The organism is Streptomyces chengmaiensis (assembly GCF_029846775.1).
GTDB classification, from domain to species: Bacteria; Actinomycetota; Actinomycetes; order Streptomycetales; family Streptomycetaceae; genus Streptomyces; species Streptomyces chengmaiensis.
Map to the genome: position 1 here is coordinate 15,348 of NZ_JARWBG010000038.1, position 25,727 is coordinate 41,074.

Below are 25,727 nucleotides of genomic sequence, written 5' to 3' on the forward strand. Positions count from 1 at the left end.
CGTGATTGTCCTGGCGATCGTCCTGATGGGGGCGGTCGCCGGGCACGTCGTCGGCATCGGCCAGAGCCAAGCCGAAGCAGCCCAGCAGCAGTGCACCACGGGCGGTGACGCGGGCCTGGACGTCGACACGGCGCAGGTCTCCCAACAGGTCAAGGCCGTACTGGCCGGCAGCACAGGCGAGGTGCAGGTTTCCGGTCTGCCCGCACCCAAGGAGCAGATCCCGAACGCCAAAGTCATCGTCGCCACCGGCGTGCAGACGAAGATCTCCGCCCGCGGGCAGGTCATCGCGCTCGCTACCGCCCTGCAGGAATCGGGCCTGCGCAATCTGGACCACGGCGACCGCGACAGCCTCGGCCTGTTCCAGCAGCGCCCGTCCCAGGGATGGGGCACACGCGCTCAGATCATGGACCCGGTGTACGCGTCCACGAAGTTCTACAAGGCCCTCAAGTCGGTCAAGGACTGGGAGAGCATGCCGCTCACGGTTGCCGCTCAGAAGGTGCAGAAGTCCGGTCTCCCGGACGCCTATGCCAAGCACGAGCCGCTGGCCACCGCGCTGCAGCAGGCCATCGCGCCCACGCTCGGCGGCGCGGCCGCGGGCCCCGCCGGCCCGCCCGCGTTCGCCGGCGGCTTGGGTGCCGGCTGTGTCACCCAGGCCAGCACCGACTACGGCGACATTCCCCCGGGCACCCTGCCCGAGGGCTACCAGATCCCCGTCACCGCCCCTCTCCAGGTCCGCAACGCCATCCGCTGGGCCCTCGGCCAGCTCGGCACGCCGTATCAGTGGGGCGGCACCTGCACCAACCCCCACGGGACCAACCCACGCGACCGATGTGACTGTTCCTCCCTGATGCAACGCGCGTACGGCATCGCCGGGGTGGAGATCTCACGCACCACGTACACGCAGATCAACGACGGGCGGCCGGTACCAGCGGGCGCTCTGCAGCCGGGCGACCTGGTCTTCACCGAAGGCAGCGCCTCCCGGCCGGAGCACGTGTCCATGTTCATCGGGGACGGCCTCGTCGTGCATGCACCACGGCCGGGGCGCGTCGTGGAGGTGGCCAAGCTCAAGGGACACGGCAAGGTCCTGGTGGCCCGCCGGATCGTCGGCTGAGCGCACACGGCGCCGCGGTCGCACATGCGGGTGATCGGACAATGCCGACCGTGACGGACGCCGGATAAAGGCAGGTTGAGCAGGTTATGCGAAAACTGATCACATACGCCCTGACCGTGGCGGCCCTGACCGTGCCCGCAGTTTCCACGCCAGCAGCGCAAGCGCTCCCGGCTCCGGCCACCACTCTTGCTCAGGACTTCAACTCCTGCGGCTACTACCCGAAGTCCGCGCTGAGGCTGCGCACCGGCCCCGGCACCAAGTACACGACGCTCGGCCTGCTCTACCCGGACGACTCGGTCAGCGCCGACAAGGCGAAGGGCGGCTGGTACCGGGTCAGCGTCGACTTCAAGTCCAAGTCCGGCATGAAGGCCGGCACCACCGGCTGGGTCGCGAAGTCCGGCCTCAAGCCCCACACGTGTATGCAACTCGACTGACTCATTGGCCAAAGCGCCGGGCAGGCCTGCAGACGGCCCGCCCGGCGCTCCGCGTATGCAGCACCAAGCACGGATCGGGCAGCCCCACCGAATACGTAAAGGAATAGCAAAGTCGCTCGGTCGGTGTCTGAATCGGCCGCACGGGCTGACTTGGTCCAGGTGAAGGGAGTTCAACCCCGCACCGATCAGGAGGCCACCGTGCAGGACACCCCAGCGCTCCGGATGACCGTTCGGCGGCTGGCATGAACATCGCCGACCTGCCGGCCGCCGACGAAATCCTCGCCGAGGTCAGCACCTGGGCCAGTGCCGCAGCCCCGTACATAGCGGCCGCTTCCCCGGTCGCCCTGGCCGTGTGGCTCTGGTGGGCCCTCCGGCGCGCCCGTCTCGTAACGTCCGCCCTCGCCGACAGGGTCACCGTGGAAGTCGTGCCCACCTCCACTTTCGACCCAAGCGAAGGGGAAGTGGGCCGCTGGGCACGCCAGCTGGGACGCGTTCACCATTCCGCTCAGGGCGTCCCGGCCCGCGGCTCGGCTGCCCGGCTGCGCTACAGCGCCGAAGACGGCAAGATGCGCTGCTACCTCGAGGGCCCCGCCACCGCGGCCGCCGTCCTGGCCATGCCCGGCTTCGCCGAGGTCGAAGTCCGCGCCCACCGCGCCCAGAAGGGCATCCAGCCGGTCCGCTTCCCCGCGCCGCGCGAGGGGGCGAAGTGACCGCCACCATCGACTTCACCAAGCCCACCACCGCCCCGCGCCCGACCGCCCGCCGCTATGTGCAGCGCGCCGAGCTCACCCTGGCCCTGGCCGACCAGAAGCCCTTGGCCTCCCTCGGCCTCAACCCCGATCCGCTCCAGCAGCTGGCTGCAGCCATGGCGTCCGTACGTACCGAGGCCGGCGAGTGCGCCGACGTCGTCCTGGACCTGGTCCCCGTCCGTGAACGGCAGCTCGCTCGGCGCCGCCGCCGGTTGCTCGCCCAGTCCAAACGCCGCGGTCCCTCCGCATACGGCGAGCGTCTGACGGGCGGACTCGGTGGGGGAGGGGTGTGGGGCTCGGTCACCGCTGCCTGGTCCGGCGGCAAGACGGTCAGCGGCGGCCGCGGCGAGCGTCTGCCCCGCATGACCGACCTGCGCGACGGAGTCGGCAAGTTCGAGCCCTCGGCCGGCGCGACTTTCGCGGTGCAGCTGCTGCTGCGCACCGAGGCCGGGCACCCGCAGGCCGCTCTGGCCCGCATGAACCAGCTGCTCGCCGCGTTCGCCGCGACCTCCGGCGAGAACTACTTGCGGCCCCGGCGGCCGCGCACCAGGTGGCGGATTGCCCACTTCGACCGGCGCTTCGTCACCGGCGAGTTCGTCCCGCGCAAGCGGCAGTGGCTGACTGTCCCGGAGCTTGCCGGCTTCCTCAAGCCGCCGACCGTGAAGTGCCGCGCCTCCAGCGTGGTGCGCTCCGGCGGCCTGGTCCCGCCGGCCCCGTCGGACCTGCCCGTCTACACCGGCCAGCGCGACCTTGTACCGCTCGGCACCGTCATCTACTCCGACGGCCGCGAGCGGATCGGCGCCGCCAAGGTGAAAGACCTCCTCTTCGGCCTGCAGCTGGGCAAGTCCGGCCACGGCAAGACCGAGGCGGCGCTGGTGCAGTGCATCGCCATGGCCCACAGCGGCTATGGAACCTGGTTCCTCGACCCGCACGGCGAGGGATGGGTCCGAGCCAAGCCGTACCTGGCCCACCCCCACATCGCCTCACGCGTCTGGGAAATCAACCTGGCCCACTCCGAGCCGGACCAGCTGGTGGCGTCCTGGAATCCGCTGTCCATGGAGGGCCGCACCCTCAGCGCGGTGAAAGACGTCGTCCGCTCGGTCACCGAAGGCATCGCCGCCGCCCAGGACTGGGGCGACAACGCTCCGCGCGCCCGAACCATCCTGGCCCGCGGCGCCCAGGCCTTGGCGCTGCTCAACCACCAGGCGGTCCAGGCCGGCCAGCCGGACGCCCAGTGCACCCTGTTCCAGCTGCGCAGCTGGCTGACGGATGAGGACTGGCGCGAGCAGCTGCTCCCGAAGCTGCCGCAGCGGGTGCGCGACTACTGGGAGAAGACGTTCCCGAAGCTCGCCAACGACGCCGTGCCAACGGTCACCTACGCCATCGACCGGCTCGACACCTCCCAGGCGCTGCAGGCCTTCTTCGGCAGCCCACGCTCCGCCTACGACGTCCGCACGGCGATGGACACCAACCGCGTCGTCTTCGTCTGCCCGTCCGGCAGCGAGAGCGACGCCCTCGTCTCCTGCCTGCTCATCCACGACCTGCACCGCGCCGGCCTGTCCCGCCAGGACACCCCGCGCGACGAGCGCAGGACCTTCTGGGCCTGGGGAGACGAGCTCACCGCTCTCGACTCCTCCAGCAAGGGCTTCCTCGCCGCCATCGCCGAGCAGCTGCGCAAGTACGAGGTCCGCTTCATCGGCATGACCCAGATGGCGCTGCGCCTGTCAGCAATCACCCGGCAGTCCCTGCTGCAGAACCAGTCCCTGCTCTCCACCTGCGCGGCCGACTTCGACGAAGCCGCGTTCGTCGCCCGCCGCTGGAACGGACACGTCACGCCGGAGACCATCACCGAGCTCCCGAAATACCACTACGTCATGTCGATCAATTTGAACGGCACCCCGACCAAGCCCTTCCGCGTCCGCGGCCTGCCGATCGAGGAGTTGTTCGCCCACTACGACAACCCCGCCGGCGTACCCGACCTGGACCAGGCGATCGACACCAACCTCCGGCGCCGGCCCGTCGGCGAGATCCTCGCCGCCCTCGAGGACCTAGACGCCATCGTGCTCGCCCACCACACCGGCCGCCGCCCAGACGCCACCGGCGCCGGCGACCCCACCACGCTCATCGACTGAACCAGGAGCACTCCGATGCCGTACCCGCACACCGGGCCCACCGGCCTGGGACAGATCGCCCAGCAGGCAACCCAGGTCCTCTACCAGCACCGCCTGGTCTCCACCCGCCAGCTACACCAGCTCATCACCCCGCACCACACCCGAACCGAGTACCTGCGGCGCCAGCTCCACACACTGCGGGAAGCCGGCCTGGCCGAAACGGTCGGCCGACGGCTGTCCGGCCAGACCGAACTACTGTGGTGGCTCACCGAGAAGGGCGCAGACGCCGTCGAATCGGTCGGGCTGCTCCCACAGCGCCCGTACCGGATGAGCCCCGAAGCCGCCCTCGGCCCCCTGCAGGAACACACCCTCGCCACCGTCGACACCGGCCTCGCGTTCGTCGACTGGGCCCGCAGACTCGGCCACGAATGCGGCCCGCTCGACTGGTCACCCGAGACCGCCCACTACTACCGCGACGACGCCCGCCCAGGCGAGGAACTCAGCCTCGTCCCCGACGCCGTCCTCAACTACGTCCACACCGACACCAAGGCCAAGCAGCGGACCCTGCTCACCTTCTTCATCGAGGTCGACCGCACCCAGATGACCATCGCACGCCTCGCACAGAAGCTCCACGCCTACGCCGCCTACTACGACTACACCCCGCAGCAAACCGCCGGCCGAGGCACCAAAACAGGCAGGCGCACCACGACCACGCCAGCCTGGCGCTACCGCTACCCGGCCTTCCCACGTCTCCTGATGGTCCTCACCGGAGCCTCCGACTCCCGCCTGGCCCGGCGCATCGCCGACCTGCGCAGCCTCGCCGCCAGCGACCCCGCGCTCACCACCACCGGCCTGCGCGCCGGCGTCACCACGCTCGGCCAGCTCCAGCACCGCGGTCCTTTCGAACCGATCTTCACCCCGATCCTCGGACCAGCCGAACTCGCCGACGCCTGGCTGCGCCCCGTCAGCCTCGCCGCCTGAACCGAAAGGACGCATCATGCCTTCAACCGCCCCAGCTCCGGCGGCCGCACCGCGGCACCAGCCCCGTCCCCCGCTGGCACTCACCGATCCTGCGACGAACTCGGCGCCATCGCCCAGCCCTTCTCTCCGCCGATCGGGGAGCTCCTTGCTCTCTACTGTCATACGCGCCCCATCGGGCTGCTGTCACAGAAGGAAGACGGCCGTGACGAGTACCAGCTCATCGCGCGTTCGGTCATCCACCACATCCTCGAGGGCTGGAGAACCAGCCCGGAGGGCGCGGCACAATAGACGACCTCCTGCTCCAAAAGCGACACAGGGCCCACGGTGGAATGCCTACACACGTGCTCTCGCACTGAAGGCTGATCTGGAACATCGGTCGCTTCGGTCGCTTCAGTAGCTCGGAAGTCCTGAGACAGTCGTTGGCACATCTCGCAGCGACCGAACGGCAGCGACTCACGGCGACTTGAGGTGCTTGGTAAAGCACCAGGTGAGAGGTGTTTTTTCCATCGGACAGCGACTGAAGCGACCGAAGGTCCGGGTATATGAGGAGCAACCTGTGCGCGCGTATGCGTCATATATAAGAGACTTCAGTCGCTTCGGTCGCTGCGACGGCGGCACTAAGGCGCTGACCTGCAGATTTACGAGTGCAGCTAACAGTGTTGAAGCGGCATTGGGTCGCTGCCCCGCACGTTCAGTCGCTGGCTGCTGCAGCGTCCCGACACAGCACGCTTCCCCGGCAGGTCTCGCCACTCCGAGCGGACGCTTTCGCTAGGCTGTTTCTGTCGTTGAGTCGCTTCAGTCGCTGATGGGGGATCTGCATGCCTGCTGACCTGTGGGTTTCCCCCAGCGACTCAGGAACTGAGGTCTCCACCGGTTCAGTCGCTGAGTCGCTGGCCATCGCCCGTTGGTGCGCCAGTCATGGCTGGCCCGTCCACCCCCTGGCCCCTGGCAGGAAGACCCCGGCCGGAAACTGCGAGACCTGTCGAGACCCTGCTCATGACCGCAAGACCTGCATCTGCCGCACCGCAGGCCGCTGGTGCCACGGATTCCACGCAGCCACCCTGGACATGACCCGCATCAACGAGTGGTGGGCAACCCGCCCCCAGATGGGCGTCGGAGTCGCCTGCGGACCCGCAAACCTCATCGTCATTGACGTCGATGCCCACGCCGCCGTCCAACCGGCGCGCAATAAGCTCCTTCCTGGGATCGCCATCGCGGACGACATCGACGTTTCTCAAATGACCACCGGCTTCCACACTCTGGCTGTCCTAGCTGCTCTCCGAGCCCAGCCCAACCCAGCTGACGACACCAGTACCCTCCGTGTCCGCACCCCGTCAGGGGGCCTGCACATCTGGTACCGCGCCACCGACGGTCGCCGCTGGCAATGCTCCACAGGTACCGGCTCCGGCCGCGCTCTGGCCTGGCAAGTCGACATCCGAGCCCATGGCGGCTACATCATCGCTCCTGGCACAGCCACGTCGGTCGGCACGTACACGCCCGTCGGCACCGCCCGCATGCCGGCACCACTGCCCACATGGCTGGCTCACGAACTGGAGCGGACACATCACCTGCCTCCCCTCCACATCCCGGCACCCCGGCCGGTGCCGGCGCGAGCACGACAGGCGGTGATCGCAGCGGGCGGAGGCCGCGGGCCAGCCACCAAAGCACTTGCCACGGTCCTGGCAGAGGTCGCCGCATGCGCCGCCGCTCCCGAAGGCACCGGGTTCTCCGAGAAGCTGAACCGCGCGGCCTTCACCGCAGGTGGTCTCGCAGCCGCCGGTCACCTCACCGAGGAAGATGCCGAGCGGATCCTGCTTGAGACCGCAGAGCTCGCCCGCCCTGGCCAGGAGCGCCACTCGGCCCAGATCATCCGCAGCGGCATGACCGCCGGCGCCCGACGCCCCCTGCGTTCTGGGAGCCGCCCATGACCAGCCCGACCGGCGGTAGCGAAAACCTGCTGTTCGACTTCGACCCGCAGGCCATGGCCGAGCAAATCATCGCAAAGTCCGTTACCCCCGTACCCGCTCAGACCGCCCACGAGCCCCAGAACAGAACCGGCGCTGCAACGGCCCACGGGCTGTTGCCGGACACCCTGACCGACCGCGGCAACGCCAAGCTGTTCGTCCGCATCTACGCATCGGACTTTCGGCACGTCCCCGGCCTCGGCTGGTACCGCTGGGACACGACCCGCTGGCAGATGGACGAGGACGACACCGTCCTCTGGGCGGCCGGCGACCTCGGCGAACACATTGCGGCAACCGACCCCCGCGGTCTCTACACCGCCGAGGCCCTTAAGAAACACCGCCGACGCGCCCTGAGCACCTCCGGTATCAACGCCATGCTGACCCAGGCCAGATCAGCCCCTGGCATGGTCCTCAACGCCGCTCTCCTCGACGCCGACCCCTACGCCCTGTGCACCCCGGCCGGCCTTGTCGACCTGCGCACCGGCCTGCTGCGAACCCCTGATCCGAACAAGGACTTCCACTCCCGCTCCACCACCACTGGCCCGGCCGCCATGGCGACCCCCCGGTGGAACCGGTTCTTGGCCGACACTTTCGGCGACGACGCCGACGGTGCCGAGATGATCAGTTTCCTGCAGCTGCTGCTCGGCTACTCCGTTACAGGCGATGTAGGCGGCCAGGTCATGCCGTTCCTCTTCGGCGCGGGCAAGAACGGCAAGTCCGTTCTCCTGGACGTCCTGATGAAACTGCTCGGCGACTACGCCGATGCTGCCCCGCCGGGCTTCCTCATGGCCCGCCCCTACGAAGGACACCCCACTGACCTCGCCGAGCTCCACGGCCGACGCGTCATCGTCTGCTCCGAGGTCAAGCCAGGCGACAAGTTCGACGAAGCCCGCGTGAAACTACTGACCGGTGGTGACCGGATCAAAGCCCGTCGCATGAGGCAGGACTTCTTCAGCTTCGAACCCACCCACAAGCTCTGGCTGCTCGGAAACCACCGTCCCGAAGTCGGTACCGGCGGCTTCGCGTTCTGGCGCCGCATGCGTCTGATCCCGTTCGAGCGGACGGTCTCCGACGACCGGAAGATCGACAACTTGGCCGACATCCTCGTCGCCGAGGAAGGTCCTGGCATCCTCAACTGGCTGATTGAGGGTGCACGCCGCTACCTCGGCGGCGACAAGGACCTCACCGGTCCCGGCAAGGTCCGCATCGCCACCACTGCGTACGCCGAGACCGAGGACCACACCGGCCGCTTCTTCGACGAGACCTGCGTGCTGCATCCCGACTACCGAGCCGAGCAAGCTCGCCTGTACAGCGTGTACAAATCCTGGTGCCTGAGCGAAGGCGCCCCGCCAGCCTCGAGCAGGGCGTTTGCCGCCCGTGCCCGCGAGCTTGTAGGCCTGTCCTCCCCGAAAGAGATGATCTTGTCGAATTCGCGGAAGTATTACCCTGGCATCGGATTGCTCGCCGACGAGGAGATGGCATGAGTGCCCTGATCAGCGACGACGAGATCAAACACGAGACCGAACTGGTCTGGCTGGAAGACATTGCCCAGCTCGATTACGTTCGCCAGAGCCTCGACCGCCTCCCCACCCGCGGGGCAAAACCGGCCTACTTCCGCGACGGGCGCATGGTCGGCTACGCCATCCTCGGCCCCAAGGCCAAGGCCTCCCGCGCCTCAGGCACTTTCCGCCGCCGGGTCTTTTGGCTCCTGCCCCACGACCGTGACACGGCCCCGGAGGGCCTCTACGCCACGGGAGCCCCCGCAGAAGCCGTCGACCCGCGCACCCTCACCCCCGGCGTTAAAGGGCGCAAGACCGAACGCTCCGAAGGCGGCCCCCCATCGACGGCCATGCAGGAGCTTGGGATAACGCTCCCGTTGTAGCACGTCAGGTCGTCATTCCTGCTTCCTGTCCCCGCAGGGATGGTGCCCACCGGGTTGTAGCCGTAGCCAGCAGGGCGATTGCTCCTGGTGCCCGCAGGCTGATTCCGGCCGTGGTTGGAGAATCGAGAAGAATCTTCCGACCACGGCCGGCAGTGATCCGCCTGCAGTTCGAGGCTTTCAGTCCAGTTCGCCCGCGAGATCAGGCTCGCGCCCCGAGCTGCCGGGTCAATTCACCGTGAACGAGATGAAACGGCCCAGCCGCGACGCATCGAATCCGACAGCGCCGGTCCCCAACAAAAAGGCGGCTCGTCCTCGGGGGGCGGGGCTTGCCACTTCTCGTGGATCCGCGCGCGCCGACGCGCGAGGGGAGTGCACGTCCAGCACAGCCACCCTTCTTGCTCCTTGCGGTGGCTGCGGTTGGTGCACGATTCGCCGCTGCACTGAGACCCCGTCGACACGGGTCGTAGCAGCCCCAGCAGAGGATGATCCTCGCGCCTACGCTCCTGGGTGATCTTTGGCCGCTCGTAGGTGATGAAGTCGCTGTGCCGGAAGGTGTCGAAGACGACCCATTGCGGCACAGTCGCGTCCGGCGCGCTGCTGTCGAAGTGTTCTGGACAGTGCTGGTCCCTCCACCGCTTGTACTGGTCGGGGTAGAGGGCGTTCAGGTCGTACACCCACATCTTCTGCTCGGCCCACAGGGTGTTCTGTCCCGCGCGGCCTGGAGGAACAGGGATGTCGACCTGCGTCCAGTGCCTCTCGTAGAGGTCGTCCGAGAGTACCGTCTTCTTACATCGTTCCCCGGTGCTGGCGGCGATGGCGACGCAACGGATTTGGTCCAGCGAGGACGGCGCAAGCCAGGTCCAGCACGTGTAGGTGATGACGTGCCGGGGACCGGGGCCGGCCTGAACCAGCTGCTCGACCACATTCTCTTCCAACACCTTGCGAGGCGCCGGGACAAAAGCCCGTTCGTGAATCCACTTCCTCGTAGTCACCGCGTAGCTCCGGCGCAGGCCGCGCAGCACGGGATCGTCATCGTGGTCGAGTGCGGGGCACACCGTCGGGTGCACGATCCGGCAACCCGCCCCTCCGCCGTCCGCGAGATAGACCAGGCCGTTGAACACGGACCACCGGTAGCGCTCGGGCACGAGGTGGGAGGGGAACTCGCGCACCAGCCGCCCCGCTGTTGGCTCTGCGGGTGCCTGTTGGTGCGTCTGCGACAGACGATCTTCGGGTTGCTCTAGAGTCGGGGCGACCCTCCCGGTGGCGCCTCGCTGCCGGGATTTCGTGTTCTTTGGGTGGAGTTGGATCTTGCGTAAGGCGCGGCTGCACGACCGGAATCCAGCGGGGCCCGTCCCACGTATCAGCTGGGCGGCCCGGGTCCGGGAGGCAAGCGCCCCCTTGGCGATCAGACCGTACCGGCTGCACTTCGCCGCCCGCCTGCTCTCCTGGACCGGCTCGGCCGTGGCGCCCATCGGGCTGGCCTTCGCGGTGCTCAAGATCGGCGGCGGGCCCGGTGCGCTGGGCGCGGTTCTCGCGGCGAGCGTCGTACCCCAGATCCTGCTGCTGCTCGTCGGCGGCGTCGTCGCGGACCGGCTGCCCCGACACCGAGTCATGGTGTGGTCCAACGTCGTCTGCGCGGCCGCGGAGGCGGCGGCGGTGCTCCTGCTTCTCTCGGGTACGGCCCGGGTCTGGCACCTGGTGGCGATGTCGGCCGTCTGTGGGGCGGCGGGGGCCTTCTTCACCCCCGCGGCCGGCGGCATCGTCGTGGAGGTCGTCCCGGCCGAACTCCGGCACGCGGCCAATGCCCTGCTGAAGATCGGGCAGAACACCGTGAAGGTGGCGGGGCCCGCCCTGGGCGGCGTCCTGGTCGCCGTGGTCGGCCCTGGCTGGGCCCTCGGCTGGGACGCTCTCACGTTCGCCGCCTCGGCCCTGCTCTTTTCCCGGATCAGCCTCAAGGCCAAGAACGTGAAGGTCCGGACCGGCTTCACCGCCGACCTGCGCGAGGGCTGGGATGACTTCCGCTCCCGCCGCTGGTTGTGGGTGATGGTCTGCCAGGCCGCCGTGATCGTTCCCGTGTGGCTGGTCGGCTACCAGCTCCTGGGCCCGGTGTACGGACAGCGGGTTCTCGGCGGCGCCGCTCCGTGGGGTGTGGTGGTGTCCGGCTTCACCGCGGGGCTGGTGGCCGGGGCGGCGCTCGCCCTCATGTGGAAGCCGCGCCGTGTCGGGCTCGTGGTCTGTGCGGGCACCGGTTCCATGGCGGTGCCGCTGGGAGCGATGGCGGCGTCCGTACCGCTGCCCGTCCTCGCGGCCGCCACGGCATTGGCGGGCTCGGGGCTGGCGGTCAGCATGACCGTGTGGGCCTCGTTGGTGCAGGAGAGGATTCCGGCGGACCGGCTGGGCCGGACCCTGTCCTACTCGACGCTCGGGCAGATCCTTCCCGTGCCCTTCGGATACCTCCTGGCGGGCCCCGCCTCTGAGGTGTTCGGGCTTCGCACGACACTGGCGGTGGGCGCCCTGATCATTACGGCCGCCGCTGTCGTGCCGCTGGCCATTGCTCAGGTCCGGGGGCTTTGCCTCGCGCCGCTGGTGACCAAGGAGGGCGACGGCCCGGCAGTTCCGGCGCGGGCGGAGAGGTAGAACGCTCGGGCCACCTCGACGGCGCCGGCGAAGTCGCGGAACGCCCGGTCCCGGGCCGCCGCGTCGAGCACGGTCCGGCCGCACCGTTCGGGCAGCCCCCACCGCTGGACCAGCGATGCGGTGATGCGGTCAGCGCTCAGGTGGGCCGTGGTGTGGTGAGGGTCGGCCGCCTCGACCTCGGCGTTGAAGGTGAACGCGGCGGCCACGGCCTCGGCCACTGAAGGGACGGGGCCGATCAGGTCGCCCGCTTCGGCCACCGTGACCGGCCACACCGTCCAAGCTCCGTCCAGGCGGGCGGAGCGGACGACGATCCGCACCAGCGCCTCCTCCGGCGGGAGCTGGCTCACCTCGTCCTCGGTGAGCCAGTGGGCGAGCTGGTCGCCGGACATGCCGCCCAGCTCCACACCGGCCTCGGCAACGCGCCGTAGAGCGGACCGTTCCACCGCCGCGGCTCGCACCGGGCGGCACACGTCGTCGCCCTCTTCCTGCGCGAGAGCAGCCAGGACCCGCGTGCGCCACCGGCTGGGGAACCCCGGGTCGTAGAGCTGCTGATAGTTCAGGAGAGCGAGGCAGTTCACGGACTGCCCGCTCGCCTCCGCGACCGGCCGGAAGGTCGCCTGCCAGTACCGGACGAAGCTGGTCTGCCACGGCTCGCCAGCCCATGCCCCGGCTGTGCCGGGGGCCGGGGGCAGGCCGGCGGCCACCAGGGCAAGGGCCCGCTCGGCGTCCTCTCGCTTGGCGTCGCAGGGGTGCACGCGACGCCAGGCATCCGCCCGGTTGAACGCGGTCTTCAACCCCTCCCCTGCCGCGAGGCGGCCCAGGGCGGTCCAGGACCGGCGGGTGTAGGGCAGGGAGCGAGCCAGGTGGGCCAGCCGGGTCGCTTCGGTGGTCTCCATCTGTCCGTCGGCGGCCGCCCGGGTCAGAGCGGCCCGCAGGTTCACCAGGGCTTCGGACAGTGGGCGGTCGTCGTCGGTGTGGAGCACGGCGACTTCGTCGTCCGCGTCCAGGGCGCCGCTGCGGAAGTCCTCGAAGATCCGCCCGATGCCGACCATGCCGTACGGAGCGAGCTCGGCGGCCCGCAGGGCTCCCATGCTGGCGGCGCCAACCACAGTGACGCCGTCGGCCAGCAGCGCCAGGATCTCCTTGTGCCGTACCGGGGCGCTCTGGTGCCAGAGACCGTCGATGATCAGCACCGTGTCGCCGGGGCCGGCTCCGAGCCGCATCAGGTCCCCGTGTCGGACCGGGGGGTGCGTCACGGCGTCGGGGAGGACTTCCCTGACGCGGGCGGCGGGCACGGTGGGGCCGGAGAAGACTTGAACGCTCACGCGACTGCCTCCTGGGTCGGTCGGGGGATGACGTGCCGCGCGTCGTAGCGCAGGGCCGGGGCCAGCACCTTGACGACGGCGAACTCACGTCGCTGGTGGGGTCCGTGGGTGAGGTCCACGACCAGCGGGGAGTGGCCGGTGACCGCGCTGATGCGGGCCGCCAGGTGCTCGGCCTCGCCTTCGTCCGTGGCGAAGCCGGTGGTGTGCTGCGCGGCGACTTCCGCCCATTTGGCGCCACGGCCGGCGGACTGCTGGGGTCCGTGGTGCACGGCGGGCCGGTAGGCGGCCGGGTGGATGTCCTCCCGGCTGCCGGTGATCTGGGTGAGCCGGGACTGAGCCGCTTCCGTGATCGCCCTCGACAGGGCCACGTGGGGGTCCAGGTGGGCACCGGAGCCGGAGACCAGCAGGGCCGGCTGGTCCTCGCGCCACAGATAGCAGCTGATGACGGGCACCTCGAACCGGTTCGGCAGGTGCCACAGCTCCAGCCAGGCCCCTGCCGCCCGCACCCGGTCGACCAGGGCCGCACAGTGCTCGTCCTCGACCGTGCCGGGGTCGATGAGACGGCCGTGCCCCGACCCGTCGGCCAGCGCACTGATCGTGTCGCGCTCGATCAGCTCGGCCAGGGCGTGGACGACGGCCTCGGCGCGCGTGTTGCCGGAGGCGAGACCGTTCGTGGACGCGCTGGGCAGGTGCAGCCGCCACCGGGCGTGGGCTTCCCGGCCCAACTGCACGCACGCCGCCGGAACGAGCGTGGGTTCGCCGTCCAGTGCCGATCGTGCCGTGATCCAGTCCAGGACGGTCCGGCAGGTGACCAGAGAGCCGGGGTGGCTCTCCAGGGCGGTGACCCCATAGGGCAGGTCCAGGCCGAGACCGTCGGTCGGCGCCCGCACTTCGGCGGTCGGGACGGCCCGCTCGCCGTGCCATGCCTCGATCGCCTCCATGGCCCCGGAGACCCGGGCGGCGGCCAGCGTCACGCCCTTGCCCTGGGCGACGGACAAGGTGCGGGCCAGCGGCCGCACGGCCATGGTCACCGGGATACCGAGGTCATCCAGCCCGGTCACGTCGGCGACGCGGGTGATGCCGTACGCCATCAGCAGCGGTTGGATCGCCTCCCAGGTCTCGTCGGGATGACGGGTCCGGTGGGTGCCGTCGAAGTACGCCTTGCGCATGGGGCTCTTCCCTTCGCAGATGCCGAAGCCCGGCCGCCGGGACACCCAGTCGTGAAGGGTGCCCCGGCGGCCGGGCGGGTTCAGCTACCGCCTGCGGAGCCGTCAGGCGGACGGCAGCGGGTAGGTGTGGTTGTCGGGGAAGGCGGAGTCCGGCACGGCCGGGTCGCCGCCGGAGTTCTGCGGCATGTTGCCCTCGGCGTGCAGCTCGGCCACGAAGTCGGCCGGGTCCACGGCCTGCGTCGTGGCGGACGGGATCTGCTGGGACATGGTCGTTCCTCCTGGGTCTGGGGAAGGACGCTGCTACACCGAGAGGTCGGTGAAGCAGATGGTGATCAGTACCTCGCGCGACTGGGAGTCGAGCGGGGTACGCCAGTGGGGGATTCGGCTTCCGTCGAATCCGGTGAGGACGCGGTGGCGGACCGGGAAGGTCTCGCCGCCGTCGGGGTACGGGGTGTCACCGAGGCGGTCGGCCACCTGCTGGGTGGTCAGCCACCGCAGGCGGGGCAACCAGCCCATCGAGACGAGACCGGGGGTCAGGCCGCACGAGAAGGTGATCTCACACTTCCCGTCGTCGCGGTGGACGTGCATGTAGTCGCCGGGCTCGTAGAACTTCAGGCCGAAGCGGATCGGGGTCATCCGGGCCCGGCCGGTCGCCTCGCCCGCCACCTCCGCGAGGCCCTTGGACATGGCCAGTCGGCTGAGCGCGTCTCCCCCGGTGTGAACGCGGCATCGCTGGGGGGAGGTGATCGAGCCGTCCCGCATCACCAGCAGGCCCGGCCGCCGGTTGTGGCGGACGACCGCGTGCGGCTCGCACCGGTTGGCCTCCTTGGCAAGCTCCTCCCAGAGCCCGGGGTCGACCACATTCTCCGGAACGACCGCCCGTCCTTCCGCCAGCCAGAGCTGACGTGGGGTCATGGCCATCACAGGTCCATGAACGACATCGTCACCAGCAGGCCCGTCGACGTGACCGGCCGGCGCCAGTGCGGCACGTGGTACCCGGCGAACGCCCGGACACTGCCGTCGCCGTACGGGTGGGCCAGGGTCGTGAAGCCCTCCCCCTCGGGGAACATGCCGTGCTCGGCGACGACTTCCCCCAAGCGGTCGGGGAAGGCTCCCAGCAGGTCGGGGGCCCAGCCCATCGGCGGCAGGTCCTCGGTCAGCGCGACGGCGACGGTCACGGTGGACTTCACCGAGTCCACGTGCAGGCCCTGGAAGTCGCCTTCCTTGTAGAGGACGACGGCGCCACCGCGCGGGATCAGCCGGGGAATGCCGGTGGCCTCGCGCAGGGTCATCAGCAGGGTCTTGTCGTAGGCCAGGGTCTCCAGCACCGGGCCGGGCGGGATGAAGCCGCAGTGGACCGGGGAGGCGAAGCTGCCGTCACGGTGCGCGGCGGTGTGCTCGTGGACGTGCGGGGTGACCAGGTCGATCCGGCCGTGTGCCTCCTCGACCAGGGCCTTGAAGCGGTCGGGCTCCAGGACACCGGGAACGATTGCTGTTCCCGTCTCCTCCCATGCGGCGCGAGCCGGCAGCCGATCCACGGGTGCTGCGGTGTCCATGATCCCCTCCAGTTGGTCTGTCTGTCCGGGTGGCGCCGTGCGGCCGGTGGAACCTCGACCCGCAGCCGAAGCCGTTCCGGCGGCGAGCCGAGGGGTCGGCGGCGTTCGCCCATTGAACTGCCGGGGAACACAAGGAATGAGGGGCCACGAAGGGGTGCGTTTCCCGGCGGGGGGCCGCTCCGGGGGGCCAGGATGAGGGCCGCACCCGACGGCGACGGAGGGAAAGTGTCATGGTGGCCCCGGACGGCATCGGCGTCTTACTTCGATCGATCCGCGAACGCGCCGGACGCACCCGAGATCAGCAGGCCAAGGTCGTCCAACAGGCCCAGGGCGGCCGGTGGTTCGACTGGGAGAACATCAAGCGGTGGGAACTGGAGAAGCGGTTACCGGTCCCGGACTGGCACGAGACGATCGCCCGCGCATACGGGCTGAGCGTCGCGGACGTGCAGCGGGCCGTCGCCGCATCGCGGCAGTACCGACGTAGCCAGCGCAGGGAGAAAGAGGACGTGAAGCGACGCAGTTTCCTCGGGGTGGCGGCCGCGGCCGTAGGTTCAACCGCGTTGCCGGGCATCGCGCAGGCGCGAGAGGGCATCGACGGGGCCCTCACGGGCTCCGGAGCCGGTGATCTGGCTTACCTGGAGTCGGCATTCGAGCGGCATCGGGGTGGCTACCACGGCCGGGCTCCCGACGACGTGCTGAGCGAAATGCAGGCGGACCTCGATCTCCTCGGTCAGGTCCTCAACCAGCCACATCCCGCCGGGGCACGCGCTGATCTCGCCCGTACCGCTGCGGGGATTGCCGGTCTCGTCGCCATCGTCCAGCACGATCGCGGTGACAAGGGGGACGCGTTCCGATGGTTCGCGACGGCGGAGAAGGCGGCTCGCGAGTCCGGTGACCGCAGGATGACCGCCTGGGTGCTGGCACGGCACGCGATGGTGCCGCTGAACTACGGAGCTCCCGAGACGGCGGTACGGATCGCCTCCCGAGCCCGTAGGGCCGCCGGTCGAACGCCCACCGCCGCCGGCGCGTTGGCGGCGGCGGTCACGGCTCGTTCCCTGGCCGCCATCGGTGACCTTCGGGGCGCCCGGTTGGCAGTCACGGACGTGCGGAACCTCGTGGAACGCCTCGACGGACAGGAGACAGCAGACACCTGGTTCGGCTATCCGGGACAGAAGCACTTCGTCCACCTCTCCCAGGCGTACACCCTCCTCGGGGACACCGGGGCCGCCTACTCGGCCCAGGACGATGCCCTCGCCCTCACCGATTCCCCATCGGTGATGACCCGGGCCCTGATCGTGATGGACACCGCCGCCTGTCTGCGCCTCGACGGCGACCCTTCGGCGTCTGCCGAGATGGCGGCAGGCATCTTCGACCGTCTCCCGGCCCCCTACCGTGGCGGCCTGATCCGGTCTCGGGCCGAGGTCCTGCACCAGGCACTCGATGGCCGCCCACGGGACCTTCTTGGGCAAGCTCTCGCCTAACACCTGACAGGGCTCTGTCGTGCGGAGCACCCAAAGGTTCAATCAGGGTACGGACGGGCAATTCCGTGGCAGAGTGGGCCAACAGCCCAGCGCCGAATCCCCCGTTTCGGCGCTGGGCTTGCTCGTTCCGGCGTGACCTCACGGGCGGGCACTCGGTCTCGGCGCCCGCTCATCTGGCGTCCGCCGCGGCGGGCGGGCTCCTCCCGCTCGACGTGCACGGTGTGCTCCTCGGCGGCCGGGGCGGGAGCGGAGATACCGCTGTGTCGGCACACGTCATCCCGCTACGCCCCCCTTCGTCTGACCTGTCCCCAGCACGGCCGAGTCCCGAAGTCTGTGACTCCGGGACTCACGTACTTTGGGGCCGGTCGGTTCTCCGGGCTTTGGGGCCGGTCGGTTCTCCGGGTGAACTGGTGAGTGGGCGCCCCAGGACCCCTGCTCACGCTCGTCTCGGGGGCGTGGTGTTCTCCCGCCCTACGATGGACGGCGTGACAATCGAGGTGTACGCCGACCGATTCCTGCAGAGCGCTTTCGACGCCATGGGCAACGACCCGGAGCAGATCCTCCATGCAGGAAGGATCATGGGAGCCGCCAGGCTGGACGCGGCCGACGAGCAGGCCGTGGTCTCCCATCTCGTGGTACGCGGCTGGGCGGAGCGTGCGGTCAACCAGGCCAACCGCCGTTCCCCCCTTATCCGCTTGACCCGGGCAGGCGTGGCCAAGGCCCGGGAGTTGCGGGAGCATTCGGAGTCACGAGCCGAACGTGAGACGCACCTGAACAACTGGCTGCCCCGCTGGGCGTATCACAACTCCCCGTCGGGGGCTCGGCGGACCTGCAGACGTTCGCCGCGGCCAAGGAGTGGTGGTTCTGCGGCACCGAGGTCACATGGGATGAGGTGGACGTCGCCGTCGCCTACCTGGAAGCCAGAGGCATTCTCGTGGCCGACCGCGCACCCCGGCCCCACCGTATCGCGCTGACCGCCAACGGTATCGACTTCGTGCGCTCCAAGCAGACTCTGTCGTTCTTCCTGACCACCCGCCAGCAGCGGTCTGCCCCGAACGTCAACACCTTCGTCGGCAGCAACGTCGTGTACGGAGAGGTGCACGACAGCAGCCTGGCCGCCGGAGCAAGCAACGCCCAGACCGTGAGAGGGAACGTGACCGACCACAGTCAGCACCACCCGCAGGCCCCCCAGCCCAACATCAGCGTCGGTGACATCGGCGCGGGCGCCGCCGTAAGTCTCGGCAGCGGCCACGCCTCCGCAGCGTCCCGGGGCGGCAGTGCCATCGCTGGAAGCCATAACCAGCAGAACACCGGCCTGGAACACGCCGACCTGATCACGATTCTCGACCGGCTTCGGCACGACCTGGGCGAGCATCCCGGAGGGAATGCGCTCATAGACGAACTCCAGAGCCAGGCAGCGTCAGAAGGGGACACACCGGAACTGCGCGAGTCCATGTGGAGGCTCTGCATTGAACCGTTCGCCACCCGGTTCGGAATCGTAGGTTCGCTCGCCTCGATCGTGTCTCTGCTCCGCGGATAGCTCCAGTCGGGGGACCCCGGGCCCCTTCACGAGGCGGCGGAGTCAGTCCGCGATGTCGAGCAGGTCGGCGAGAACCTTCAGACCGGGCCCGGTGGTCAGCGCCTTGTCGAGGGCGGCAGCCGAGGCGCGCACCGCCCAGGCCGCTTCCTTGGTTTCGGTGGCGCCGCGGACCGGATCGCGCATCGTGTGCGTGGCGGCCAGCAAGGCCGCCGCGACCAGCGCCACCGTCTTATCAGCTCATCGGGCTTGTGATGCCCGTTCACTTGGCCGATTGCCTGCGCCAGGGCCTGTGAGCGCCAGGACAACAGCGTGGCGTCCTCGGTCGCGTTGCGGCAGCCCGCCGCGTTGAAGGCCTGCCCAGTGGCCTCGCCGATCTGCTCGATCCCGGGTACCGGCCGCGCGGGCGGCCTGCTCGGCGCGCATGGCGTGCTGCTCGGCGGCGCCGACCAGGCCGTGCGCGAGGTTGAGGACCAGGTCCTCCCTCGTGCCTGCCTGAACGGGGTCGACGGCGAGCCTGACCCCCAGCGTCTCGAACACCTTCAGCATCGTCGATCCGGTACGCGGGGGTGCCGGGTTCGGACCGCCGGTTCTGCAGACGGCGCGGTTCGTCCACGGCGACCGGTACCGGGTACGCCGCGAGGGCCTTCCTCATCAGGTCCGTGACCTGCTCCTGTTCCTCGACGCTCGCGCCCCTGATCCGGATCTCGGCCATCAGCGGGTCACCTCTTGGCGGACAGCGGCCTCGGGGAGGTGAGCGCGATCGCTCGGCCGAGGAGCGGGCAAAGGCCTCGAACATGGCCCGGTTGGCTGTCGATGCCGTGCAGCTTCGCCGTCTCTCGGAAGATGACCGGCTCGGTCATTCCGTTGACTGTCGCCTGCCTCTTCACGCCGGCGTGCGCACCACATTGCCGATGAGTCGACATTGTTACCGGTCGCGAATTCCTTGAACCCATCCCGCGGGCCGGGAAGCGCTGGCCGAATTCGGTTGCACTTCTCCCAGCGTCTGGAATTGTGGCGGTTTCGCACCCGCCTTGTGGTTCTGAACTGCTCAAACAGACTGGGCCGTTGGAGGATCGTTGCGTAACGTATGGGAACAGGCTGGCCACTTGTTGTGGTTGAGGCCACAACGGAGCCATTACCGCAGGCACGACGCTGCTGGCCGAGAGACGCAGCGGAACAACACACGGGGAGGGACAGTGGCACTGCCGGCACGATCAGGTCGATCACTACTTCGCGAACGGAACTGGACGCGGTCCGCAGCCCTCCTCTTGACGGCCTGCGCCGTGACCGCCGTTTCGGCCTGCAGCTCCAACGACTCGAAGGGCGACGACCCCAAGGCTTCACCCACACCTTCGGCCACCCAGTCGGCCAAGCCGGCGGACCCCACTGAGACCGCCAAGAAGGACGCCATCGCCTCCTACCAGGCCTATTGGCGGGAGATGGAGAAGCTCTATGCGGATCGCAGCCGCAAGAGCGCGAACCTCAAACAGTACGCGGCAGCCGCAGCACTGACGGCCGCGGAGTCAGATGCCAAGCGTGCCCACGACCGCAACCGGATTCACATCGGAGAGGTGGTCGTCGAAAACCCCACCGTGACCAAAGCCGACATCAACCGTGAGATCCCCAATGTGACGCTCGCCAGTTGCCTGGACATCTCCCGGTGGCAGGTTGTGGACGCCACCACCAAGAAGCCTGTCACCCTGCCGTCCAACCGACTCACGAAGTACGTCATCGTCACCACAGTCGAACGCTGGCCCGAAGGGTGGCGCGTCATCCGCGATGAACCCCAGGACAAGTCATGCTGACCCGCAGGCGCACTGCGGCCGCCGCCGCGCTCAGCCTGGCCGCTCTGACGCTCTCCGGCCCCGCCTACGCCGATGACGACCCTGCTGGTGGCACAGGAGGGGCGGAGTGCGGTCTGTTCACCTGCCAAGTGGAGGTCGAAGTCCCAGGGGAGCCCGGCGGCTCCGGCCAGGCCGAGCAGGGCGCTGGTACGGCCGGGACCAACGGCGGCGAGGGCAAGGGAAAAGCGAAGCCTCCCGAGTGCACTCCTGCGCAGAAGCTGGAGCCTCAGCCGCCAGCGAATAGCGAGGTGTGGGAGGGCCACGACCCTGCCGATGGTGGCGCCGTCTACGTACGCACCTGCCGCTACTTCACGACCAGCGGAGCATCGACGATGATCACCGAAACCCTCTACGGGGGGCCGGGAGGTCCGCCAGCTGCTCCACCGGTCGATCCGGCTGTCCTGGCGCAGCAGGCTCTCGACAAGATGCTGCTGCGTGCCCCGGAGATCGGTATCACCCCGAGGCCGGGCGGCAAGGGCGTGGTTGGCATGCCGGTCTACATGTGGACCGAGAAGGGGCCGGAGACGTACGGCCCCAACGTGGCAAGCGCATCCGCCGGCGGCATCACCGTCACCGCCACCGCCAAGGTCAGCAAGATCGTGTGGCAGATGGGCGACGGCAAGACGGTCACCTGCACCACGGCCGGCACTCCCTACAGGGCCGAGTACGGCAAGAAGCCGTCGCCGGACTGCGGCCACCGCTACAACGTTCCTTCGTCGACCACGGGCTCCGGCAGGTTCCACGTGACCGCGACGTCCACCTGGACGATCGACTGGGTAGCGACCAGCGGCCCGACCGGCCAGCTCACGGAAGTCCGCGACAGCGCTGTGGACATCACCGTCGCCGAGGTTCAGGTCCTCAACTAGCTCCGACCCGCTCAGCACTTCGAGAGGCACACCACCGCATGGAAACCCCCGCGCCGCCGGTGCCGCGCCCGGCCGCTCCGGCACGCCCCGAGGTCCCCATCACCACCACCGCGCCGGTCAAGCGGGAGCGCCGCTGGTCGGTCGCCGCGCTGTGCATCGTCCTAGCCGTCCTCGCCGGCCTCGGCGCGGCTGCGGCCGTCACCTCGGCCAGCGACCGCGCCAAGGTCCTGGCCATCGCCCGCGACGTCCCGGCCGGCCAGGCGCTGACCACGGCCGATCTGACCGTCGCCGAGGTGAGCGCCGACGCTGCCCTCACCCCCTTGCCCGCGTCGCAGAAGGCGTCCATGGTGGGCAAACGGCCGGCCGTCGACCTGCGCAAGGGCGGTCTGCTCACCGCCTCCCAACTCGCCGAGGGCACCGGCTTGGGCGACGACAAGCAGCAGGTCGGCGTCCAGGTCAAGCGCGGCCAGGCCCCGGCAGGAACCCTCGCACCCGGTGACAAGGTCCTCGCCGTCACCACGCCCGCCCAGGGCGAGCAGCAGACGGCCAAGGAAGCCGAGGCGCCGCCGTCGACCGTCAACGCCGTCGTCGTCACCGTCTCCCGTCCGGACGCCTCCGGCAACGTCGTGGTCAACCTCGCCGTCTCCCCGACAGACGGCCCGCTGCTGGCCACCCGCGCAGCCCAGGGCCGCATCGCCCTCGTGCGTGAACCGCGGAGCTGACTCATGCCCGTCACCGCACTCGTCTCCGCAAAGTCCTGCGGCGTCACCGCCGCCGCCCTCGCTCTCACCCTCGCCTCGAAGCGGCCCAGCCTGCTCGCCGAGTGCGATCCGGCCGGCGGCACCATAAGGGCCGGCTTCCTGCAGGGCGAAGTCGGCGCCGGCTTCGGCCTCTACCACCTGGCCGCCGCCGAGCGCACGGGCCCGGATGCCCTGGCCCAGGCCTTCGCCTCCCACCTCTGGTCGATGGATGAGGCCGGTCACCGCAAGCTGCTCCCTGGGCTGACCGACCCGGCCCAGGCTGCCGCGCTGGGCCGGACCTGGCCGGCCCTGTCGGAGGTCATGCACGTCCTGGCTGACGAGGCGGGATACGACGTCTTCATCGACGCCGGCCGTCTCGCGCTCGAGTCCGGCCGGCTGCACACCACCCTCACCCCGGCGCCCCTGCTGCACCATGCGGACCTGGTCCTGCTCGTCGTCCGCGGCACCGAGCAGTCCCTGACTCTCGCCCGGCACGTCATCGACCCGCTGCGTACCGAGCTAGCCGAACGCGGCAGCGGATCCGACGCACTCGGTCTGCTGCTCATCGAGGACGGCCCGTACCGCGCCCACCAGGTCGCCGAGGCCCTCACGTGCCCCGTCCTGGCCGCCCTGCCCTTCGACCCCAGCACCGCGGGCTACTTCACGAACGGCGGCCGACCTCCCCGCGGCTACGGCCGCAGCCCTCTGCTGCGCCATGCCCGCACCGCCACCGAGCAGTTCGAAGCGGCCGCGTCCCGCCGGCACATCCAGAAGCAGTACCCGGCTCGGCCCGCCAACCCGCAGCTGGCCGGCGTGCTGCAGCGCCTGAGCGAGAGGGGAGGATCCCGTGGCTGACACTCACCAGCGCCCCGGTGTGAACGGCCAGCCGGCCCCCATGGGCCGCGAGGACATCGCCGGCCTGCTCACTGGACGCATCGGCCAGCGCCGCCCCGCGGCCCCCGCACCGGCCGCCCCCGCGACGCCGACCGTTCCCCCCGCCGTCCCGGCCGGCGCGAGCGGCGCTGGCGACGTTCCGCGGCTGGCCGGTCTTCCGGGCGAGATCCCGGTCGGCTGGGACGTCATCGAGGACCTGCAGGCGCTGGTCTCGAAACAGCTCAGCACCGAGGACCCCGACAAGCTCCTGGAAGAACCCGACCGCCGGGCACTCGCCAAGCGCCTGGTACGCAACGCCGTCGCAGACTGGGCCACCAAGTACGCCCAGGGCAACACCCCGCTCACGGCCGAGCAGGAAGCCGCGATCGGCACCGCGGTGTTCGACTCCATGTACCGGGGCGGTCGGCTGCAGTCGCTGCTCGACCAGGACGGCGTCGAGGACGTGATGGTCGACGGGCTCCGCGCCCACGTCGAGTACCACGACCGGCCCCGGCAGACGATCGAGAAGGTTGCCGACAGCCACGAAGAGCTCATCAGCTGGGTCAACCGCATGGCCCGCCTGTCCGGCCACGGCGAGCGCGCCCTGACCCAGGCCACCCCCATGGTCGGCTTCCGCATGCCCGACGGCTCCCGCGTCACCGCCTCCCTGCTCACCACCCGGCCCTCGGTGGTCATCCGACGCCACCGCATCCGGCAGCACGGCATCGCCGAACTGGTCCAGTGGGGCTCCATCAACCCGATGCTGGAGCGGTTCCTGACCGCGTGCGTCCACGCCAAGATGAACATCCTGGTCGTCGGCGACATGGGCGCCGGCAAGACATCGCTGCTGCGCGCGCTCGGGCGGGAGATCCCGCCCTCGGAGCGGCTGGTCACCCTCGAATCGGACCGCGAGCTCTACCTGGACGAGCCCGGCCCCAAGCCCGGACCGGTGACATACGCGTTCGAGGCCAGGCAGTCCAACGGCGAGGTCCGCGGCGGCAACAACGCCGGCGAGGTCACCATCTCCGACATGTTCGCCACGGCCCTGCGCTACAACGCCACCCGTGTCATCGTCGGCGAGGTCCGCTCCACCGAGATCGTGCCGATGCTGCAGGCCATGTCCGCCGGCGGCTCCGGCTCGATGTGCACCCTGCACGTGCGACGGCCACACGCCATCATCTCCCGCCTGGTCCAGCTGTGTACCGAGGCCGGCATGCAGACCGACGCCGCCCACCACCTGATCGCCTCCGCGATCGACGTCGTCGTCTACCTGACCTACCTGGACGAGACCGCGATCGGCGGCCAGAAACACCGGTTCGTCAGCCACGTGTACGAGGTCCACGACATCGTCGGCGAAGGCGGCCGCCCGGTCACCACCGACCTGTTCGGCCCGCAGGCCGGAGAGGTCCGCGCCGTCTACAAGAACATGCCCACCTTCATCGACGACCTCGAACTCACCGGCCTGCTGCGCCGCGAGTGGCTCACCGACAACCCCTTCGGTGCCTGGATGGGGCCCCTGACGACGGTGAGGGCTACCCGGTGAACACCTCCCAGCTTGCCCTCGTCGCAGCCTGCTGCGCCGTGCTCGCCGTCATCGCGGTCGTGGTCGCCGTACGGGAGATCCGCGGCCGCGTCCCCGACCCGGCGAAGCCGAAGTCCCGCCTCACCGGCCGGATCCAGCGCGCCAAGGCGGAGCTGCCGGAGAAGTGGCAGCGCCGCTGGCGCCACCTGATCACCACCGCCGGCATCGTCACACTCGTGGTGTGGGCCTGGACCGGCTGGCCCGTCCACGGCATCCTCGCCGGCGCCGCGGTACTCGGCCTGCCCTACGTCCTCAACCCCGGCACCGCCGCCACCCAGCGCATCGAACGCCTCGAAGCACTCGGGCAGTGGCTCAACCACCTCGCCGGCGTCCACCAAGCCGGCATCTCCCTCACCCAGACCATCCGGGCCTCTGCCAAGGCAGCCCCCACGCCGATCGCGCCGAACGTACGCGCCCTGGCGGACCGGCTGCGCTCCGGCATGGAAGCCGAGGACGCCTTCGCGCTGTTCGCCGACGAGCTCGCCGACGGCGTCAGCGACCACGTCGTGCTGCTGTTCCAGTCCCACGCCGTCTACAAAGGCCCCGGCCTGGCGGACGCACTGGAGGCCCTGGCCGTCACGATCCACCAGCAAGCCGCCGACGCCCGCGACATCGAGGCCGACCGCGCCAAGGTCCGCAAATCCTCCCGCATGGTCTCCATGGTCATCTGCGTGGTCGTCGTCGGCTGCATGCTCAACGACGCCTGGTCCGCCTGGTACCAGTCACCGCTCGGGCAGATCGTCCTCGCCGTCCTCGGCGGCCTGTTCGCGTACACGCTGCGCTGGCTCCGCACGATTGCCCGGACCCAGCCCGACCCGCGCCTCATCGACCCGCTGCCCGCGAACACGCAGCTCACCTTGACGGGAGGCACCCGGTGATCCC

Annotated in this window: 24 protein-coding genes; 17 read left to right on the forward strand and 7 right to left on the reverse strand. The window is 69.7% G+C overall.

Features of this window, described 5'->3' with window-relative positions:
* Window positions 1–25: 25 nt before the first annotated feature.
* The 8 genes from QCN29_RS26130 (at window position 26) to QCN29_RS26165 (ending at window position 9,232) form a co-directional block, all read left to right on the forward strand.
* Window positions 26–1,111, forward strand: a complete 1,086-nt coding sequence (locus tag QCN29_RS26130; RefSeq protein ID WP_398859997.1) for a C40 family peptidase — start codon at window positions 26–28, stop codon at window positions 1,109–1,111.
* Window positions 1,112–1,197: 86 nt separating this feature from the next.
* Entirely contained in the window at window positions 1,198–1,545 is a 348-nt protein-coding gene (locus tag QCN29_RS26135) for an SH3 domain-containing protein (RefSeq protein ID WP_279931216.1), read from the forward strand.
* A gap of 242 nt (window positions 1,546–1,787) precedes the next feature.
* Entirely contained in the window at window positions 1,788–2,255 is a 468-nt protein-coding gene (locus QCN29_RS26140) for a hypothetical protein (RefSeq protein WP_279931217.1), read from the forward strand.
* Complete coding sequence (locus QCN29_RS26145) at window positions 2,252–4,426, forward strand: type IV secretory system conjugative DNA transfer family protein (protein ID WP_279931218.1); 2,175 nt, start codon at window positions 2,252–2,254, stop codon at window positions 4,424–4,426. The genes QCN29_RS26140 and QCN29_RS26145 overlap by 4 nt, the downstream gene beginning before the upstream one ends.
* 15 nt (window positions 4,427–4,441) lie before the next feature.
* A complete protein-coding gene (locus QCN29_RS26150; protein ID WP_279931220.1) occupies window positions 4,442–5,386 on the forward strand; it encodes a replication-relaxation family protein in 945 nt (314 codons plus the stop codon).
* 818 nt (window positions 5,387–6,204) lie between these two features.
* A complete protein-coding gene (locus QCN29_RS26155) occupies window positions 6,205–7,314 on the forward strand; it encodes a bifunctional DNA primase/polymerase (protein WP_279931222.1) in 1,110 nt (369 codons plus the stop codon).
* Window positions 7,311–8,834: a DNA primase family protein gene (locus tag QCN29_RS26160; RefSeq protein WP_279931223.1), complete on the forward strand. Its 1,524-nt coding sequence runs from the start codon at window positions 7,311–7,313 to the stop codon at window positions 8,832–8,834. Before QCN29_RS26155 ends, QCN29_RS26160 begins: the two co-directional genes overlap by 4 nt.
* Window positions 8,831–9,232 (forward strand): DUF6009 family protein, encoded by a 402-nt coding sequence (locus QCN29_RS26165; RefSeq protein WP_279931224.1) that lies wholly within the window; start codon window positions 8,831–8,833, stop codon window positions 9,230–9,232. Before QCN29_RS26160 ends, QCN29_RS26165 begins: the two co-directional genes overlap by 4 nt.
* 230 nt (window positions 9,233–9,462) lie before the next feature.
* Here QCN29_RS26165 and QCN29_RS26170 read toward each other — a convergent pair whose 3' ends face one another.
* Window positions 9,463–10,704, reverse strand: a complete 1,242-nt coding sequence (locus QCN29_RS26170; RefSeq protein WP_279931225.1) for a DUF6083 domain-containing protein — start codon at window positions 10,702–10,704, stop codon at window positions 9,463–9,465.
* Here QCN29_RS26170 and QCN29_RS26175 point away from each other — a divergent pair.
* Entirely contained in the window at window positions 10,631–11,869 is a 1,239-nt protein-coding gene (locus tag QCN29_RS26175; protein ID WP_279931227.1) for an MFS transporter, read from the forward strand. The genes QCN29_RS26170 and QCN29_RS26175 overlap by 74 nt on opposite strands.
* Here the strand turns inward: QCN29_RS26175 and QCN29_RS26180 are convergent.
* The 5 genes from QCN29_RS26180 to QCN29_RS26200 form a co-directional block, all read right to left on the reverse strand.
* On the reverse strand, window positions 11,788–13,194 hold the full coding sequence (locus QCN29_RS26180) for a TfuA-like protein (protein WP_279931229.1): 1,407 nt from the start codon (window positions 13,192–13,194) through the stop codon (window positions 11,788–11,790). The two genes, QCN29_RS26175 and QCN29_RS26180, sit on opposite strands and share 82 nt — an antisense overlap.
* Window positions 13,191–14,363: a YcaO-like family protein gene (locus QCN29_RS26185; protein WP_279931231.1), complete on the reverse strand. Its 1,173-nt coding sequence runs from the start codon at window positions 14,361–14,363 to the stop codon at window positions 13,191–13,193. Before QCN29_RS26185 ends, QCN29_RS26180 begins: the two co-directional genes overlap by 4 nt.
* A gap of 102 nt (window positions 14,364–14,465) precedes the next feature.
* On the reverse strand, window positions 14,466–14,630 hold the full coding sequence (locus QCN29_RS26190) for a hypothetical protein (RefSeq protein WP_279931232.1): 165 nt from the start codon (window positions 14,628–14,630) through the stop codon (window positions 14,466–14,468).
* Between the two features lie 33 nt (window positions 14,631–14,663).
* Window positions 14,664–15,278, reverse strand: a complete 615-nt coding sequence (locus tag QCN29_RS26195; RefSeq protein ID WP_279931233.1) for a hypothetical protein — start codon at window positions 15,276–15,278, stop codon at window positions 14,664–14,666.
* A 5-nt stretch (window positions 15,279–15,283) separates the two neighbouring features.
* Complete coding sequence (locus tag QCN29_RS26200; protein WP_279931234.1) at window positions 15,284–15,919, reverse strand: hypothetical protein; 636 nt, start codon at window positions 15,917–15,919, stop codon at window positions 15,284–15,286.
* Window positions 15,920–16,149: 230 nt separating this feature from the next.
* On the opposite strand from QCN29_RS26200, the gene QCN29_RS26205 reads away from it, so the two are divergent.
* Both QCN29_RS26205 and QCN29_RS26210 read left to right on the forward strand, forming a co-directional pair.
* Entirely contained in the window at window positions 16,150–17,400 is a 1,251-nt protein-coding gene (locus QCN29_RS26205; RefSeq protein WP_279931235.1) for a transcriptional regulator, read from the forward strand.
* A gap of 892 nt (window positions 17,401–18,292) precedes the next feature.
* Window positions 18,293–18,940, forward strand: coding sequence for a hypothetical protein (locus QCN29_RS26210; protein WP_279931236.1), 648 nt, complete (start codon window positions 18,293–18,295; stop codon window positions 18,938–18,940).
* 42 nt (window positions 18,941–18,982) lie between these two features.
* Here the strand turns inward: QCN29_RS26210 and QCN29_RS26215 are convergent, their stop codons facing one another.
* Window positions 18,983–19,165, reverse strand: coding sequence for a hypothetical protein (locus QCN29_RS26215; RefSeq protein ID WP_279931237.1), 183 nt, complete (start codon window positions 19,163–19,165; stop codon window positions 18,983–18,985).
* Between the two features lie 1,058 nt (window positions 19,166–20,223).
* On the opposite strand from QCN29_RS26215, the gene QCN29_RS26220 reads away from it, so the two are divergent.
* From QCN29_RS26220 to QCN29_RS26245, 6 genes are all read left to right on the forward strand, one after another.
* Window positions 20,224–20,745, forward strand: coding sequence for a hypothetical protein (locus tag QCN29_RS26220; RefSeq protein WP_279931238.1), 522 nt, complete (start codon window positions 20,224–20,226; stop codon window positions 20,743–20,745).
* Window positions 20,746–20,873: 128 nt separating this feature from the next.
* The gene (locus QCN29_RS26225) at window positions 20,874–21,650 is read left to right on the forward strand and encodes an ATP/GTP-binding protein (RefSeq protein ID WP_398859999.1); all 777 of its coding nucleotides are present in this window, start codon (window positions 20,874–20,876) and stop codon (window positions 21,648–21,650) included.
* A gap of 38 nt (window positions 21,651–21,688) precedes the next feature.
* Window positions 21,689–22,372 (forward strand): SAF domain-containing protein, encoded by a 684-nt coding sequence (locus tag QCN29_RS26230; protein ID WP_279931240.1) that lies wholly within the window; start codon window positions 21,689–21,691, stop codon window positions 22,370–22,372.
* 3 nt (window positions 22,373–22,375) lie between these two features.
* Window positions 22,376–23,245 (forward strand): hypothetical protein, encoded by an 870-nt coding sequence (locus QCN29_RS26235; RefSeq protein WP_279931241.1) that lies wholly within the window; start codon window positions 22,376–22,378, stop codon window positions 23,243–23,245.
* Window positions 23,238–24,806, forward strand: coding sequence for a CpaF family protein (locus tag QCN29_RS26240; protein WP_279931242.1), 1,569 nt, complete (start codon window positions 23,238–23,240; stop codon window positions 24,804–24,806). The genes QCN29_RS26235 and QCN29_RS26240 overlap by 8 nt, the downstream gene beginning before the upstream one ends.
* Complete coding sequence (locus QCN29_RS26245) at window positions 24,803–25,723, forward strand: type II secretion system F family protein (protein ID WP_279931243.1); 921 nt, start codon at window positions 24,803–24,805, stop codon at window positions 25,721–25,723. Before QCN29_RS26240 ends, QCN29_RS26245 begins: the two co-directional genes overlap by 4 nt.
* Window positions 25,724–25,727 lie beyond the last annotated feature (4 nt).